Consider the following 15,677-nt stretch of genomic DNA (forward strand, 5'->3'; position numbering starts at 1 on the left):
GGTCCTTCATGACAGCGGGGGCGGTGGCGTGTAGGCGCCATTCTCACCGATGCTGTCATAGAGGTCGAATTCGCCTGCGCATTTCCGGCGGAGCTTTTCGGCGGTACCGGCTGACAGCTCCAAAGCCATGGCCGGCGAGGCATTCCGGCGATCGGTCTCGATCACGGCTCCCAGCCGCTCTTCGAGGAAACGCCGCAGCCCGGCCTGGTCTTCGTAGCGGAACAGATGCGTCGCCGCCGTTCCATTGCGCTGGGGTTCCAGGAATTTCGCCTGCGAGCCGACATTTGCAAACGCCGGCGGGTTACCCTTGGCATAGGCCTGCACGAAGTCGTCGAAGCTGATCCCCTGGGTGCTGGTCGGCCGCCCGGCAAGAAAGTCGCGCTGCCGGTAGCGGTACCAGCTGCCAAGCCAGTCGACGGGTTCGCGCATCACCGCCAGAACCGTGAGCCCTTCGCCCACGAATTTCTCGAGCATCGGGCGGAAGAACCGATTGTAACGAAAGACCGGCGCGTGCTTCAGTTCGGGCGGATCGCGGACCATCATGGTCGCCAATGGCTCGAGCGCGGCCTGCCAGGCGGTCGTCCCGGTTTTCGGAACCGACAGGAAGACAAGCTTTTCCCGTGCAAAAACAAGCATTTTTCCGCTTTTTCCCCGCATTCCACCAAGTGATCGAGACTTGTAAACTACTTCTTAACCTCATTGGACAAAAGTCGATTTGACAACAATTTTCTTGATATGTTCTGCTTTTGTCTGCATAACGGCGAGAACAAGAGGTGAACGAAGGCAGCGATTGCCGCCCGGAACAGGGTGTGAAATAAGGATGAAAACCACATGGCAACGGCAGATCTTTTGACGATGGATTCCAAGAAGAACGCGGACAAGCAGAAAGCCCTCGACAGCGCGCTGGCACAGATCGAACGCCAGTTCGGCAAGGGCTCGATCATGAAGCTCGGCGCCGACAACCCGGTGCAGGACATCGAGTCGACCTCCACGGGCTCGCTCGGCCTCGACATCGCGCTCGGCATCGGCGGCCTGCCGAAAGGGCGGATCGTCGAGATCTACGGGCCGGAAAGCTCGGGGAAAACCACGCTGACCCTGCATTGCGTGGCCGAGGAACAGAAAAAGGGCGGCGTCTGTGCCTTCGTCGATGCGGAGCACGCGCTCGACCCGATCTACGCCAGGAAGCTGGGCGTCGACCTCGACGAACTGCTGATTTCGCAGCCCGACACAGGCGAGCAATCGCTGGAAATCGTCGACACGCTGGTGCGCTCGGGGGCGGTCAGCATGGTCGTTGTCGATTCGGTGGCCGCCCTGACCCCGAAGTCGGAACTTGAAGGCGACATGGGCGACAGCAGCGTCGGTGTGCAGGCCCGCCTGATGAGCCAGGCGATGCGCAAGCTGACCGGCTCGATCAGCCGCTCGAAATGCACCGTCATCTTCATCAACCAGATCCGCATGAAGATCGGCGTGATGTTCGGCTCGCCCGAAACCACCACGGGCGGCAACGCGCTGAAATTCTACAGCTCGGTCCGGATGGATATCCGCCGCATCGGCTCGGTCAAGGACCGTGACGAGGTGGTTGGCAACCAGACCCGGGTGAAAGTGGTCAAGAACAAGGTGGCACCGCCGTTCAAGCAGGTGGAATTCGACATCATGTATGGCGAAGGCATTTCGAAAACCGGCGAGTTGCTCGACCTTGGCGTCAAGGCCGGCGTGGTCGAGAAGTCGGGCAGCTGGTTCAGCTACGGCGACGAGCGGATCGGCCAGGGCCGCGAAAACGCCAAGAACTTCCTCAAGGAAAACAAGCAGATCGCGCTTGATATCGAGGACAAGATTCGCGCCGCTCATGGGCTCGACTTCGATATGTCGGCCGCCGATGACGATGACGGCAGCGGCGCCTCGGACGACATTCTCGAAGCCTGATTTTCCGCAAACCGCGGGGCAGGGGCCCGGGCCATCATGGCCCGGGCCCTTTTGTCATGACCGCTAGCTGTGGACATGGGGTTGGCGCACGGCTAAATCAGCGGGACGCCCGCGAAAATCCGCCACCGGAAGAGACCCCGATGCCGACGCTCAACGAAATCCGATCCACCTTCCTGAACTTCTTCGAGCGCAACGATCACCAGATCGTGCCCAGCTCGCCGCTCGTGCCGCGCAACGACCCGACGCTGATGTTCACCAATTCCGGCATGGTTCAGTTCAAGAACCTGTTCACCGGGGTCGAACACCGCGACTACAGCCGCGCCTCGACCTCCCAGAAATGCGTGCGCGCCGGGGGCAAGCACAACGACCTCGACAATGTGGGCTATACCGCGCGGCACCACACGTTCTTCGAGATGCTGGGGAATTTCAGCTTCGGCGACTATTTCAAGGAACAGGCGATTCCCTACGCCTGGGACCTGCTGACCAAGGATTTCGGTCTCGACAAGGAGAAGCTGCTCGTCACCATCTACCATACCGATGACGAGGCGGCGGAGATCTGGAAGAAATACGCGGGCCTGCCGGATGACAGGATCATCCGGATCGCCACGGATGACAATTTCTGGTCGATGGGCGCCACCGGCCCCTGCGGCCCCTGCACCGAGATCTTCTATGACCACGGGCCCGAGATTTGGGGCGGCCCCCCGGGCAGCCCGGAGGAAGACGGCGACCGGTTCATCGAGATCTGGAACCTCGTCTTCATGCAGAACGAGCGTTTCGAAGACGGCACCATGCGCGAGCTCGACATGCAGTCGATCGACACCGGCATGGGGCTGGAACGGATCGGCGCGCTTCTGCAGGGCAAGCACGACAATTATGACACCGACCTGATGCGCAGCCTGATCGAGGCCTCGGCCAACATCACCGACGGCGCGCCCGATGGCCCCGGTAACGTGCATCACCGGGTGATCGCCGACCACCTGCGCTCGACCTCCTTCCTGATCGCCGACGGCGTGATGCCCTCGAACGAGGGGCGCGGCTACGTGCTGCGCAGGATCATGCGGCGGGCGATGCGGCACGCGCACCTGCTGGGTGCCAAGGATCCGGTGATGTTCCGCCTGGTGCCCAACCTGGTGGGCCTGATGGGGCAGGCCTTCCCGGAACTGGGCCGCGCGCAGGCGCTCATCGAGGAGACGCTGAAGCTGGAGGAAACCCGCTTCAAGCAGACGCTCGACCGCGGCCTCAGCCTGCTCGATGCCGAGTTGAAGGGGCTGCCCGAAGGCCAGAACCTGCCCGGCGAAACGGCGTTCAAGCTTTACGACACGTTCGGCTTCCCGCTCGACCTGACGCAGGATGCCCTGCGCGAGATGGGCCGCGCGGTCGATATCGACGGGTTCGACGCCGCCATGGCCGAGCAGAAGGCCAAGGCCCGCGCCGCGTGGTCCGGTTCGGGCGAGGCCGCGGATTCCACCGTCTGGTTCGACATCGCCGAAGAGAAGGGCACGACCGATTTCCTCGGCTACGACACCGAGTTGGCCGAGGCCCAGATCATGGCCGTGGTGAAAGACGGCGACCGGGTCGACACCGCCAAGGCGGGCGACACCGTGCAATTCGTCCTGAACCAGACGCCGTTCTACGCCGAGGCCGGCGGGCAGGTGGGGGACACCGGCACGCTGGAAACCGACAGCGGCACCGCCCGGATCACCGACACGAAAAAGGTGGCCGGCGTCTTCATCCATTTCGGCGAAGTGACCAAGGGCGAGATCGCCAACGCGCAGGCCGCGAAACTCGAGGTCGACCACGCCCGCCGCACCAGCATCCGCGCCAACCACTCGGCCACGCACCTTCTGCACGAGGCGCTGCGCAAGGCGTTGGGCGACCAAGTGGCCCAACGCGGCAGTCTAAACGCGCCCGACCGACTGCGCTTTGACTTCAGCCATGCCAAGGGGCTCACGGCCGAGGAACTGGCGCAGGTCGAGACGGAAGTGAACAGCTTCATCCGCCAGAATTCACCCGTCGAAACCCGGATCATGACGCCGGACGACGCCCGCGAGATCGGCGCACAGGCGCTCTTCGGCGAGAAATACGGCGACGAGGTGCGCGTGGTGTCGATGGGCACCGAGGATGGCTCGGGCAAGGGGCTCGACGGGCAGACCTATTCGATCGAGCTGTGCGGTGGCACCCATGTGCGCCAAACCGGCGATATCGGCGTCTTCGTCACCATCGCCGAAGGCGCGTCGAGCGCCGGCGTGCGGCGGATCGAGGCCCTCACTGGTGCGGACGCGTTCCGCTACCTGTCGGAACAGGATCACCGGCTGGCCGCCGTCGCCTCCGAGCTGAAATCACGGCCCGAGGATACGGTCGACCGGGTGCGCGCGCTGCTCGATGAGCGCAAGGCGCTGACGGCCGAAGTCGCCCAGTTGCGGCGCGAGCTTGCCATGGGCGGCGGCGCGTCGAAAGGCGAGGGGGCCGAGGCCAAGGATGTGGGCGGGGTCAAATTCCTCGCTCAGGTGCTCAACGGCGTGTCGGGCAAGGACCTGCCGCCGCTCATCGACGAGATGAAGGCGCGGCTGGGTTCGGGCGCGGTGCTGCTGATCGCCGATGCGGGCGGCAAGGCTGCCGTCGCCGCCGGGGTCACGCCGGACTTGACGGATCGCGTCTCGGCGGTTGATCTGGTCAAGGCGGCAGTGCCGCATCTGGGCGGAAAGGGTGGCGGTGGCCGCCCCGACATGGCCCAGGGCGGCGGCAAGGACGTGGAAAACGCCCAGTCCGCGATCGAGGCGGCCGAGCAGGTGCTGACCGGCTGAAGGAGACATCCATGAGCGCCTATCTGATCGCACGGATCACCGTGACCGACCCCGACGACTATCAGGCCTATGCCAGCCAGACGGTGGCCCTGGCCGAGAAATTCGGGGGCGCTTTCTGGTGAAGGGCGGCGCGCAGGAGGGGCTCGAGGGGAACTGCCCCGACCGGCATGTCATCATCGAATTCCCCGACCGGGCGACCGCGCTGGACTGGTACAATTCCGACGCCTATCAGCGCATCCTGCCCATCGCGCTGTCGAGCAGCGAGCGCGATATCGTCGTTGTCGACGGAATATGACCAGGACCACAGGAGAGAAACAATGCCCGCACTCTGGATCGCCCACGTAAACGTCACCGACGAGGAAGCCTATGGCAAATACGCCAAGCTCGCCGGCCCCGCGATCGAAAAGCACGGCGGGTACTTCATTGCCCGAGGCGGGCGGTATGTGCAGCTCGAGGGCAATGACCGGCCGCGCAACGTGGTGGCGAAATTTCCCTCCGTCGAGGCCGCAGAGGCGTGCTATCACTCTCCCGAATACCAGGAGGCGCTCGACCATGCGCGCGACGCCTCGGAACGCGATCTTCTGATCGTCGAGACGAGCGAATAACGGCCCCTGCGGCCGCTGTTGGCAGGGTTCAGCCGACGGCCGCCGCCACCCCCTTGCAATTGACACATGATTTCCGGGATCAGCCAGTGATTCGCCGATCGTTCACGGTATCGGCGATAAACCCCTGAAAATTATTGGTTTGTTTCCAGAATACAAACAGTAAGCATTTCAAACACTTATCCAAGTGTGGCCGAAATATGGCGAAAACGCCACAATTTCGCCGCATTTGGAAAGGGTAGGCGAAAATTTCGGCGACTCGGTGCAAAATAGGTGCTCGCACCTGTGCGAGAAATTGCCGACGTGCGGTACAAAAGTTCTACTGCTAACCCTTAGGGAGACTTTTACAATGAAGACTATGTTTACTGTTGCTGCCACCGCGATGCTTTTCGCTGCCCCCGCGGTTGCATGGGAAGGGAAGAAGGTCGCGTGCTATGACAAGCACTGGGTGCCCGCCACGTATTACACCACCAAGCATCTCGAGATGGACGCCAAGTACCAGTGGGAGCATGTCGACGGCCAGTACGTGAAAGTGTACTACCCGCCGGTCTACATGGAAAAAACCCACCTGAAGAAAGCCGGCCATTACGTGCTGCGCAAGGCGCCCTGCAACTAAGCTTTCGCCATATCCAATCCGAAGAAAGGCCCGGGCGTACGACCGGGCCTTTTTAGTTTTCCGAAGATTGTTTCCGATCCCGGCACGAAGCCGGCCCTGGAAAGCGCAGGGGCAGGCCGTGCGGCTAGGCTGTCTTCGACTGGCGCTTGCGCTCATGCGGGTCAAGATACCGCTTGCGCAGGCGCAGGGCGTTCGGCGTCACCTCGACCAGCTCGTCATCGTTGATATAGGCGATTGCCTCTTCGAGGCTGAACTGGATATGCGGCGTCAGGCGCACGGCATCGTCGGTCCCCGAGGCCCGCACGTTGGTCAGCTTCTTGCCCTTCAGCGGGTTCACCTCGAGATCGTTCTCGCGGCTGTGCTCGCCGATGATCATGCCCTGGTAGATCTTCTCCTGCGGGCCGATGAACATGCGGCCGCGATCCTCGAGGTTCCACAGCGCATAGGCCACCGCGTCACCCGATTCCATCGAGATCAGCACGCCCGCCCGGCGGCCGGGGATCGGCCCCTTGTGCGGGGTCCAGCCGTGGAAGACGCGGTTCAGAACGCCGGTGCCGCGCGTGTCGGTCAGGAACTCGCCGTGATACCCGATCAACCCGCGCGAGGGCACGTGGGCCACGATCCGGGTCTTGCCGGTGCCGGCGGGTTTCATCTCGGTCATCTCGCCCTTGCGCGCGCCGGTGATCTTCTCGATCACCGCGCCGGAATAGTCGTCGTCGACATCGATGGTGACTTCTTCCACCGGTTCCAGCGTCTGGCCGTTCTCGTCCTCGCGCATCAGCACGCGGGGCCGCGAGATCGACAGCTCGAACCCCTCGCGGCGCATGTTCTCGATCAGCACGCCCATCTGCAATTCGCCGCGGCCCGACACGTCGAACGCCTCGCCGCCGGGCGTGTCTGTCACGCGGATGGCGACGTTCTGCTCGGCTTCCTTCATCAGCCGTTCGCGGATGACGCGCGATTGCACCTTCTTGCCGTCACGGCCCGCCAGCGGCGAGTCGTTGATGCCGAAGGTGACAGAGATGGTCGGCGGGTCGATCGGCTGGGCAGAGAGCGGCTCGTCCACGGCCAGCGCACAGATCGTGTCGGCCACGGTTGCCTTCGACATGCCCGCCAGCGTGACGATATCGCCCGCCTGCGCCTCGGGGATGTCCTGCAGGGTCAGGCCGCGGAAGGCCTGGATCTTGGTCACGCGGAACTGTTCGATCTTCTGGCCGATGCGCGACAGGGCCTGAACGGTCGCACCGACCTTCAGATGACCCGATTCGACCCGACCGGTCAGGATACGGCCCACGAACGGGTCGGAACCCAGCGTGGTGGCCAGCATGCGGAAATCCTCGTCCGCGCGCTTGAGCTGCTTCGGCGCGGGCACATGGTTCACGATCAGGTCGAACATCGCCGACAGGTCCTTGCGCGGCCCGTCGAGCTCGTGATCGGCCCAGCCGGAGCGCCCGCTGGCATACATGTGCGGGAAATCCAGCTGGTCTTCATTGGCGTCGAGATTGGCGAAAAGGTCGAAACACTCGTCGAGCGCGCGGTCGGGCTCGGCATCGGGCTTGTCGACCTTGTTGAGCACCACGATCGGGCGCAGCCCCAGCGCAAGTGCCTTCGACGTCACGAATTTCGTCTGCGGCATCGGGCCTTCGGCGGCATCTACCAACAGGACGACACCGTCGACCATGCTGAGAATCCGCTCGACCTCACCGCCGAAATCGGCGTGGCCGGGCGTGTCGACGATGTTGATCCGCGTGCCTTTCCATTCGACGCTCGTCGCCTTGGCAAGGATGGTGATCCCCCGCTCGCGTTCGAGGTCGTTGCTGTCCATGGCGCGCTCGGCCACGGCCTGGTTGGCGCGAAAGGCGCCGGATTGCTTCAGCAATTCGTCGACAAGCGTGGTCTTGCCGTGGTCCACGTGTGCGATGATCGCGATGTTGCGCAGGTCCATTCGGGTGTCCTTGGGATGTTTGCGCGGGGCTTAACCGTGGTTCCGGCGAATGGCCAGAGGGAAAGCGCGGACAACCGCCGAGGGGTGACGCAAAAACCGCGGCAAAGGCAGAAGCGTGGGCCCGAGGGCGCGGATTTGGGCACCGCTGCCGATCTTGAACCGGGCCAGGCCGGGGGTGGTAGCGGTGTCGACCGTGCCAAGGTCGAGCCGCGAGAAGCCCCGGTCGGCCAGCCAGTTCGAGGCGGTCCACAAGAGCAGGTGATGGGCCGAGGCGTCACGACCCGCGGCGCCGGACCAGCCGACATGATAGGTCGCCACCGGCGCGTGCAGCAGGAAAACCATGAAGGCCACGACTTCGCCGTTCAGGTGAGCCGTGAAAATGCGGGTGGCATGCCGGTACTGCCCGGCCCATTCGCGCAGGAAGGCCGGGGGCAGGGCGGTATAGCCCCGCCGCTTCCGTTGCGCCGCCTCCTTCGCCAGAAGCGCGGCATCCGCATCGCCGTTCACCGGCCGCTGGCGGATCGTCAGCCCCGCCGCCTGTGCCTTGCGCAGCCGGTTGCGCCATTTGCCGTGCTGGCGGGCCATCCGGCCCTCGGCGGACAGGGTCAGGTCGATCTCGGCCACGCTCGGCGCTGTCATCAGGGCCGTTGCGCGCATCCAGCCGGCCTCGGCCACCGTGTCGGGCTGAACCAGTGCCAGGCCCGGCAAGCACGTCGCGATCTTTGCCAGGGCATCGCGGCGGGCGGCTTCGGCGACCCAGGGCATCCAGACCGGCCCGCGCCCGACCCAGGCCAGCCGCAGCGGGCCCATGCGCCGGTAAAGAACCTGCACGCGCCCGACCTCGCCGCCGCCGGTGCACAGGCGGTACGTCTTCACCCCAGCGCCCAAGCCGCGCACCGTTTGCCCGTAATACGGATGTTGTTGCAGCGCGCAGGGCAGGGCGGGCCAGTCGCCCGCATGGGTCATTTCGAGTCGCATCGGGGATATTAACCGCCCGATTACCTAAGGCGTGGTTAACTGCGCGCCATGAAAGAGAGAAAACACACCGTTCTGGGCCATGCCGCGCCACCGCCGCGCCCCACGCTCATTGCGGCGCTGCTCTTGGCCGCGCTGCTGAGCTGCGTCTTCCTGGCCCCGCTCGGACTCGTTCAGCTGTGGCTCAACTAGAAAGGGCCGCGCATCGCACGGCCCTTTTGAAAAGCTTCCTGGTCTGACAGCTCAGAACGGGATCTCGTCGTCGTAATCGCGCGACGGGCCGGGCGACGAAGGCTGCCCCCCCTGTGACGGGCCGCTGTCATAGCCGCTCCCGTAATCGCTGCCGCCGCCACCGTAATTGCCGCCCTGGCTGCCACCGCCGCCATCGCGACCGTCAAGCATCACCAGCGTGCCGTCGAACCCTTGCAGGACAACCTCGGTCGAATACCGGTCCTGGCCGGACTGGTCCTGCCATTTGCGTGTCTGCAGCTTGCCTTCCAGGTAGACCTTCGAGCCCTTGCGCAGATATTGCTCGCACACCCGTACAAGACCTTCCTGGAAGATCGCCACGCTGTGCCATTCCGTCCGCTCGCGGCGCTCGCCGGTGTTGCGGTCTTTCCACTGCTCCGAAGTCGCCACGCGCAGGTTGCACACCTTGCCGCCGTTCTGGAACGTGCGCACCTCGGGGTCGCGGCCCAGGTTGCCGATAATGATTACCTTGTTGACCGATCCGGCCATCGCGCCCTCCTGCGTTGCATCTCGTGTTCTGCTGGTTACACCATCGCAGAAGGGTGAAGGAAAGCCTAAAATTCTAAACAAATGACGGGAATCCGCCTGTTCCGGCCGCTCATGCCATGCCGATCTGGAAATCCCCGACAGAATCCGTATTATGCCCCCATTATTTGACCTGGGGACAAATTGGGGACAGTGACGGGGATGCGCACATACACGACGGTTATGCTATGCGCGGCGTTGTCATTTCCGGCAGCGGCGCAGGCCGATATTTTCGGCAGCAAGGGAAAGAAGAACTTCAGCAACCAGACCAAGGTGCTCGATAACCGGGCCAGCCAGCAATACAAGGCGTCGGTCCGGTTGCAGCCCACGCAGGTGGTGACACCGACGAAATGGGGCACGGCCAAGGCCTATGACGGCCGCTACAAGGGGCAGTTTCTCGACATGGCGAAATCGGCGGCGCTGCGCCACGGCGTGCCGGCCGACCTCTTCCTGCGGCTGGTGCAGCAGGAATCGGGCTGGAACGCCAAGGCGCTCTCGCACAAGGGTGCCATCGGTCTGGCCCAGCTGATGCCGGGCACGGCGGCGGTGCTGGGCGTCGACCCGCATGACCCCTACCAGAACCTCGATGGCGGCGCGCGCTACCTCGCGCAGCAATACCGCGCCTTCCGCTCGTGGCGGCTGGCGCTGGCGGCCTACAATGCCGGGCCGAAGGCGGTCGAGAAATACGGCGGCGTACCGCCCTACAAGGAAACCACGAATTACGTGAAGGTGATCTGGGGCAGCTGAGGCGCTCGTCACCACAAACAGCCCCGGTCCGCACGGTCCGGGGCTTTTTCATGCCCTATTCCGCGAAGCCGATCTTGTAGAGATGGATCTCGTGCGCCGGGTGTTTCTCGGCGTTCACAAGCTGCCCGTTGTGATGGCTGAAAAGCGCCCGCCAGAAGGGTTGGATGATCACCCCATCATCGCGCAGCAATGTCTCGATCTTCTCCATCACCGCCCGCCGCTCGCCCGCATCGGCGATCGACATCGCCTCGTCGAGCAGCGCGTCGAACTCGGGGTTGGCATAGCCGGTCTCGTTCCACACCGCCCCCGAGCGATAGGCCAGCGCCAGAACCTGCACGTCCAGCGGTCGGTGATTCCATTGCGTCGCCGAGAACGGGTAATCCTTCCAGTTGTCCCAGAAGATCGACCCGGGCAGGATCGTCCGCCGTACGCCAAGGCCCGCATCCCGCAAGAGCGCCGCCACCGCGTCGCCTGTGTTGCGCTGCCACTCGTCGTCGATGGTGATGAGCTCGTGCTCGAAGCCGGCCATCTCCAGCTCGCGCATCTGCGCCAGCGCGGCGGCCGGGTCATACTCCGCCGGGCCGATATCGGCATAGGCGGGGTGAATCGGGCTGACATGGTGGTTCGCGGCCACCGTGCCGCGCCCGCCATAGCCCAGCTCCAGACAGATCGCGTTGTCCACTGCCAGCGCCAGCGCCCGGCGCACCGCCGCGTCCTCGTAAGGCCGTTGCCCGTCGACCTCGGCCTGCTGGTTGCCGCGGATCACCGTCGTCGCGGCCGTCTCGGTGCGGGTCCGTGTCCAGCCCAGCCCGTCCATCACGTCAACGAAATCGCCCACTGTTTCATAGAGCAGGTCGACCTCGCCCTCGCGCGCGGCCCTGACCCAGCTCGCCGGGTCGGTGCCATAGTCATGAAACTCAACCCGGTCGACATACGGCCCGCCGAACACCTCGGTTCCCCACCACGCATGGTCGGTGTTCCGCTCGAGGATGCAGCTTTCGTTCGGCGTCAGGCTCACCGGCCGGAACGGGCCTGTGCCGATCCCGTGCGCGAAAGGGTCGCCGCCCTCGTAGCTCTCATGCACCACCGCCGCCGGGTAATCCGAGAAGTTGGCGATGATCGCGATATCCGGCGCGCTGAGCGACAGCTCGACCGTGTGATCGCCGGTCACCGTCACCGCACCCTCGCGCGGCTGGCCGGTCTCGGTGTCGATCAGACCCGCCAGCCGGCCTGCCATTGAATTGCCCGGCAGCGAGGTATCGCACCACCGGGCAATGTTGCGCGCCACGTCCTCGGCGGTAAACGCATCCCCGTTGTTCCAGCGCACGCCCTGCCGGACGTTCAGGATGTAGCCGGTGGCGTCGTCATTCACCTCCCAGCTTTCCAGAAGCATCCCCCGGAAGGATCCGTCGCCCTCGTATTCCACGAGATATTCGAGAAAGCCGCGCGTCTGGTTGCCAAGCTCGCTCCAGTCGTAAAGCCTGGGGTCCTTCATCTCCCGCACGCTCTGCTGGATGCGCAGCGTGCCGCCCTGCGCGATCTGCGCGGCGGCGGCCGAGGGCAGGGCAAACCCGCCAAGCGCACAGGCGGCGGCGGTGCTGGCCCCGAGGCCGGTGACACGGGCCAGGAACTCCCGCCGCCCGATCAGCCCGGCACGCAACTCCCGCGCCAACCCCTCGGCCGCAGGATGCACGGGGGGTTCGGCACGTTTGGTCAGCGACATGGGACACACCTGCAGTGGGAACGGGAAAAAGCCTTCCCTTGATTACATAGAACCCCGGCGGATTGTGCAAGCTTTCCGGCGCTTCGTCTCAGGTGTCCGGCGTTTTCATCGAGGCCGGACGGCGCGAGGGCATCGGCGCCTCTTCCTGTTTCGGCTCGGGCGCAGGGGCGGGGGCGGGCGCAGGCTCGGCCTTGCGCGGCTGGGGCGGCGTGGGCGCCGGTGCCGCGGGAGAGGCCGCCGCCCGGCTCGGCGCAGCGACACGGCTCGGCGGCGGTACCGGCCGCGTCGGCGTCGCCGGGCCGGTGGGCGCCTTTTCGCCCTTCCTGGCCTTGCGCAGCGCCGTCGGCGACATGCCGGTATGCTGCAGCACGAAACGCGAGAAATAGGCCGCGCTGCGGAACCCCAGCATCGCCGCCACCCGGTTGGCCGGATGATCCGTGTTCTCCAGCAGGTCGCGCACCGCGTGCACCGTCCGCCGTGTCAGCAGCTCCGACGCGGTCATCCCCGCGCTCGCCCGGCAGGCCCGGGTCAGGTGCGTGGGCGTCACCCCAAGCGTGCGGGCATAATCCGACATCGGCTTGCCGGTGCTGTAATCCCGCTCGACCAGCGCCGAATAGGCCATCACCAGCCGTTGCGCGGCGGTGAAATCCGGCGGGTCGTCCGGCTGGTCGATGATCGCCCGCCTCAGCCACACCGTCAGCAGCGAGGCATGCGCCATCATCGCCTCGTCGGCGAAGGGGCGCGCGTTGTTCTGTTCGCGCTGCATGGTTTCGAGGATCGTGGTCAGCTCGGCCTGCGCCAGCACGTCGCGAATCCGCAGCAGCACCGGCTGGTCGGGCATCAGCACCGCGCTGCGGGGCGGGATGGTACAGACCGTGCCGAAGCCCTGCTTGCCCATTTCCAGCGCGAAAAGCGTGTGTGCCGGAACGCACAGCGCCGAATGCACGCTCAGACCGCGCAGAACACCTTCGACAAGGCACCGGCCTTGCCCCCGGGTGACCCAGATCAGCGCATGATGGTCGTTGGAGTGGGGCAATTCCGCCCGCCACGTGCCCGCGCCGGCCCACTGGGCGATGCTCATGATCTGTGCGTGCTTCGTCAATTGCGGGCCTGCCTTCCGCGACCTGTCGCCTTTGTGACAGTTTTCACGAGGTAGCGGCGTATTAAAAGGAAAAAATGTCCGAATTCCTACATGTTGCCGGCGGAAAGGCGCTGCCAGCCCCTCATCCGGGCACGAAACCACGTGCGTTGCCGTTTCGCGAACTGGCGTGTGCCGACGATCGCCGCCTCGCGCGCCTGGGCGAGCGATATTTCGCCGTTGAGATGGGCGATCAGCTCGGGCGCGCCGATGGCCTTGGCCGACAGGTGTGCCGGGTTCCAACCGGGCAGATTCGCCCTTGCCTCGTCCAGCGCGCCGGCCTCCAGCATCTGGTCGAACCGCCGCTCGATCCGCGGATTGAGCCAGTCTTTCGGCGCATCCACCACCAGACGGGCGCAGGCCTCGGGCGGCAGAAGGGGCGGCGGCGTGTCGTCCTGCCACGCGGCGATGCCGCGCCCGGTGGCGCGCTGCACCTCCCACGCGCGCTGCACCCGCATCGGGTTCATCTGGTCGATCCGCGACAGCGTCTCGTCATCCAGATCGGCCAGCAGGGCGGCCAGCCCGCCGGCCTCCAGCCGCGCGGTCGCCTCGGCCCGCACCTCCGACGGCGTCGCCGGGATCTCGGCCAGCCCCTCGGTCAGCGCGGTAAAGTAAAGCCCCGTGCCCCCCACGACGATCGGCCGCGCCTCGCCCTGAAAAATCCCGGCCACATCGCGCAGCCAGTCCCCCACCGAATAGGTCGCGTCATGGGCCACGTGCCCGTAAAGACGATGCGGCGCGCGCGCCTCTTCCGCGGGCGAGGGGCGCGCCGTCAGCACGCGCCAGTTGTCATAGACCTGAATCGCATCCGCATTCACGATCGCACCGCCCCGCGTCTCGGCAATCTCCAGCGCCAGCGCCGATTTTCCCGACGCCGTCGGCCCGGCGATCAGCACCGGCATTTCTGCGGGAATATCGGGGGGTTGCATCATCGAAGGGCAGGGGGCTCGCGGGCTCGTGGCCTCCCGGCGGGGCGCATTTGCGCTTTATCCGCGGGAAAGCGGGTTTCTTGGATTGAACCTGCCCGCCTTTTCCGACATTTTGCGCGCGATTGCCAGCCCGGCGCAGACGGAGCCCCAGCCAATGCCTGACTCAGAACCCCACAAGACCGCCTTTCGCCGTGTCCTTCTGAAGATTTCCGGCGAAGCGTTGATGGGGGATCAGGGATACGGGCTGCACCCGCCGACGGTCGAGCGCATCGCGCAGGAAGTCAAATCGGTGCACGACATGGGCGTCGAGGTCTGCATGGTGATCGGCGGCGGCAACATCTTCCGCGGGCTCCAGGGCTCGGCGCAGGGGATGGAACGGACCACGGCCGATTACATGGGCATGCTCGCCACCGTCATGAACGCGCTCGCCATGCAAAGCGCGCTCGAGGGGCTCGGCGTCTTCTGCCGCGTCATCTCGGCCATCCGGATGGACGAGGTGGCGGAACCCTACATTCGCCGCCGCGCCGTGCGCCACCTCGAGAAGAAGCGCGTCTGCATCTTCGCCGCCGGCACCGGCAACCCCTATTTCACCACCGACACCGCGGCCACCCTGCGCGCCAGCGAAATGGCCTGCGAGGCCATCTTCAAGGGCACCAAGGTCGATGGCGTCTATGACAAGGACCCGGTCAAGCACGATGACGCGGTCCGTTTCGACAACGTCTCCTATGACGAAGTGCTGGCCAAGCACCTCAAGGTGATGGATGCCAGCGCCATCGCGCTCGCCCGCGACAACAACCTGCCCATCATCGTCTTCTCTCTCGACGATCCGGGCGGCTTCCAGAGCATCCTGTCGGGCAAGGGCACCTATACAACGGTGCACGCCTGAGGATAAAAGGGGTCGCAAGACCAAGGACCGCAAGTAAGGATATCCACGATATGGCGGATGATTTCGAGCTCGATACAAAGGATCTGGAACGCCGGATGGACGGGGCGATGGCCTCGCTCAGAACCGAGTTCGCCTCGCTCAGAACCGGCCGCGCCTCGGCCAGCATGCTCGAGCCCGTTCAGGTCGAGGCCTATGGCCAGATGACCCCGATCAACCAGGTCGGCACGGTGAACGTGCCCGAACCCCGAATGGTGACGATCAACGTCTGGGACAAGTCTCTCGTCAACAAGGTCGAGAAGGCGATCCGCGAAAGCGGGCTGGGCATCAACCCCCAGATGAACGGCACCATCATCATGCTGCCGATCCCCGAGCTGAACGAGGAACGCCGCAAGGAGCTGGGCAAGGTCGCCGGCCAATATGCCGAACACGCCCGCGTCGCGGTGCGCAACGTCCGCCGCGACGGAATGGACCAGATCAAGAAGGCCAAGGCCGACGGCATGTCGGAAGACGACCAGAAATTCTGGGAAGCCGAGGTGCAGGAGCTGACCAACCAGTATATCGCGGCGGTCGACGAGGCGCTCGAGACCAAACAAGCCGAGATCATGCAGGTCTGAT

The 15,677-nt window shown here is 64.9% G+C and carries 15 protein-coding genes and 1 pseudogene; 9 read left to right on the forward strand and 7 right to left on the reverse strand.

Annotated features, from left to right (window positions below; genetic code table 11):
• Positions 1-6: 6 nt before the first annotated feature.
• The gene (locus RIdsm_RS13080; protein WP_057815542.1) at positions 7-636 is read right to left on the reverse strand and encodes a sulfotransferase family 2 domain-containing protein; all 630 of its coding nucleotides are present in this window, start codon (positions 634-636) and stop codon (positions 7-9) included.
• A gap of 195 nt (positions 637-831) precedes the next feature.
• Here RIdsm_RS13080 and recA point away from each other — a divergent pair, with 195 nt between their 5' ends.
• The 5 genes and pseudogenes from recA (at position 832) to RIdsm_RS13105 (ending at position 5,945) form a co-directional block, all read left to right on the forward strand.
• Positions 832-1,923: a recombinase RecA gene (gene recA, locus RIdsm_RS13085; protein ID WP_057815541.1), complete on the forward strand. Its 1,092-nt coding sequence runs from the start codon at positions 832-834 to the stop codon at positions 1,921-1,923.
• A 140-nt stretch (positions 1,924-2,063) separates the two neighbouring features.
• A complete protein-coding gene (alaS, locus tag RIdsm_RS13090; protein WP_057815540.1) occupies positions 2,064-4,727 on the forward strand; it encodes an alanine--tRNA ligase in 2,664 nt (887 codons plus the stop codon).
• A gap of 11 nt (positions 4,728-4,738) precedes the next feature.
• Positions 4,739-5,022 (forward strand): annotated as a pseudogene (locus RIdsm_RS13095) (DUF1330 domain-containing protein).
• Between the two features lie 22 nt (positions 5,023-5,044).
• Complete coding sequence (locus RIdsm_RS13100) at positions 5,045-5,332, forward strand: DUF1330 domain-containing protein (protein ID WP_057815539.1); 288 nt, start codon at positions 5,045-5,047, stop codon at positions 5,330-5,332.
• 346 nt (positions 5,333-5,678) lie between these two features.
• Positions 5,679-5,945 (forward strand): hypothetical protein, encoded by a 267-nt coding sequence (locus RIdsm_RS13105; protein ID WP_057815538.1) that lies wholly within the window; start codon positions 5,679-5,681, stop codon positions 5,943-5,945.
• A gap of 124 nt (positions 5,946-6,069) precedes the next feature.
• Here RIdsm_RS13105 and typA read toward each other — a convergent pair whose 3' ends face one another.
• Together typA and RIdsm_RS13115 are read right to left on the reverse strand one after the other, a co-directional pair.
• A complete protein-coding gene (typA, locus tag RIdsm_RS13110) occupies positions 6,070-7,890 on the reverse strand; it encodes a translational GTPase TypA (RefSeq protein ID WP_057815537.1) in 1,821 nt (606 codons plus the stop codon).
• 30 nt (positions 7,891-7,920) lie between these two features.
• The gene (locus RIdsm_RS13115; protein ID WP_082647356.1) at positions 7,921-8,868 is read right to left on the reverse strand and encodes a GNAT family N-acetyltransferase; all 948 of its coding nucleotides are present in this window, start codon (positions 8,866-8,868) and stop codon (positions 7,921-7,923) included.
• 48 nt (positions 8,869-8,916) lie between these two features.
• Between RIdsm_RS13115 and RIdsm_RS30150 the strand changes: the two genes are divergently transcribed.
• Positions 8,917-9,057, forward strand: coding sequence for a hypothetical protein (locus tag RIdsm_RS30150; protein ID WP_160325842.1), 141 nt, complete (start codon positions 8,917-8,919; stop codon positions 9,055-9,057).
• Between the two features lie 51 nt (positions 9,058-9,108).
• Here the strand turns inward: RIdsm_RS30150 and ssb are convergent, their stop codons facing one another.
• Positions 9,109-9,603: a single-stranded DNA-binding protein gene (gene ssb, locus RIdsm_RS13120; RefSeq protein WP_057815535.1), complete on the reverse strand. Its 495-nt coding sequence runs from the start codon at positions 9,601-9,603 to the stop codon at positions 9,109-9,111.
• 198 nt (positions 9,604-9,801) lie between these two features.
• Between ssb and RIdsm_RS13125 the strand changes: the two genes are divergently transcribed.
• Positions 9,802-10,386 (forward strand): lytic transglycosylase domain-containing protein, encoded by a 585-nt coding sequence (locus tag RIdsm_RS13125; protein ID WP_057815533.1) that lies wholly within the window; start codon positions 9,802-9,804, stop codon positions 10,384-10,386.
• A gap of 55 nt (positions 10,387-10,441) precedes the next feature.
• On the opposite strand, the gene RIdsm_RS13130 is transcribed toward RIdsm_RS13125, so the two are convergent.
• From RIdsm_RS13130 to miaA, 3 genes are all read right to left on the reverse strand, one after another.
• Positions 10,442-12,109, reverse strand: coding sequence for an ABC transporter substrate-binding protein (locus RIdsm_RS13130; protein ID WP_057815532.1), 1,668 nt, complete (start codon positions 12,107-12,109; stop codon positions 10,442-10,444).
• 88 nt (positions 12,110-12,197) lie between these two features.
• Positions 12,198-13,190: an AraC family transcriptional regulator gene (locus RIdsm_RS13135; RefSeq protein ID WP_082647368.1), complete on the reverse strand. Its 993-nt coding sequence runs from the start codon at positions 13,188-13,190 to the stop codon at positions 12,198-12,200.
• Positions 13,191-13,297: 107 nt separating this feature from the next.
• Positions 13,298-14,179: a tRNA (adenosine(37)-N6)-dimethylallyltransferase MiaA gene (gene miaA, locus RIdsm_RS13140; RefSeq protein ID WP_057815531.1), complete on the reverse strand. Its 882-nt coding sequence runs from the start codon at positions 14,177-14,179 to the stop codon at positions 13,298-13,300.
• A gap of 151 nt (positions 14,180-14,330) precedes the next feature.
• On the opposite strand from miaA, the gene pyrH reads away from it, so the two are divergent.
• Both pyrH and frr read left to right on the forward strand, forming a co-directional pair.
• Entirely contained in the window at positions 14,331-15,062 is a 732-nt protein-coding gene (gene pyrH / locus RIdsm_RS13145; RefSeq protein WP_082647367.1) for a UMP kinase, read from the forward strand.
• A 50-nt stretch (positions 15,063-15,112) separates the two neighbouring features.
• Positions 15,113-15,676: a ribosome recycling factor gene (frr, locus tag RIdsm_RS13150; protein WP_057815530.1), complete on the forward strand. Its 564-nt coding sequence runs from the start codon at positions 15,113-15,115 to the stop codon at positions 15,674-15,676.
• The last annotated feature ends 1 nt before the right edge of the window (position 15,677 follow it).

The sequence above is a fragment of the Roseovarius indicus genome, from assembly GCF_008728195.1.
Classification (GTDB): domain Bacteria; phylum Pseudomonadota; class Alphaproteobacteria; order Rhodobacterales; family Rhodobacteraceae; genus Roseovarius; species Roseovarius indicus.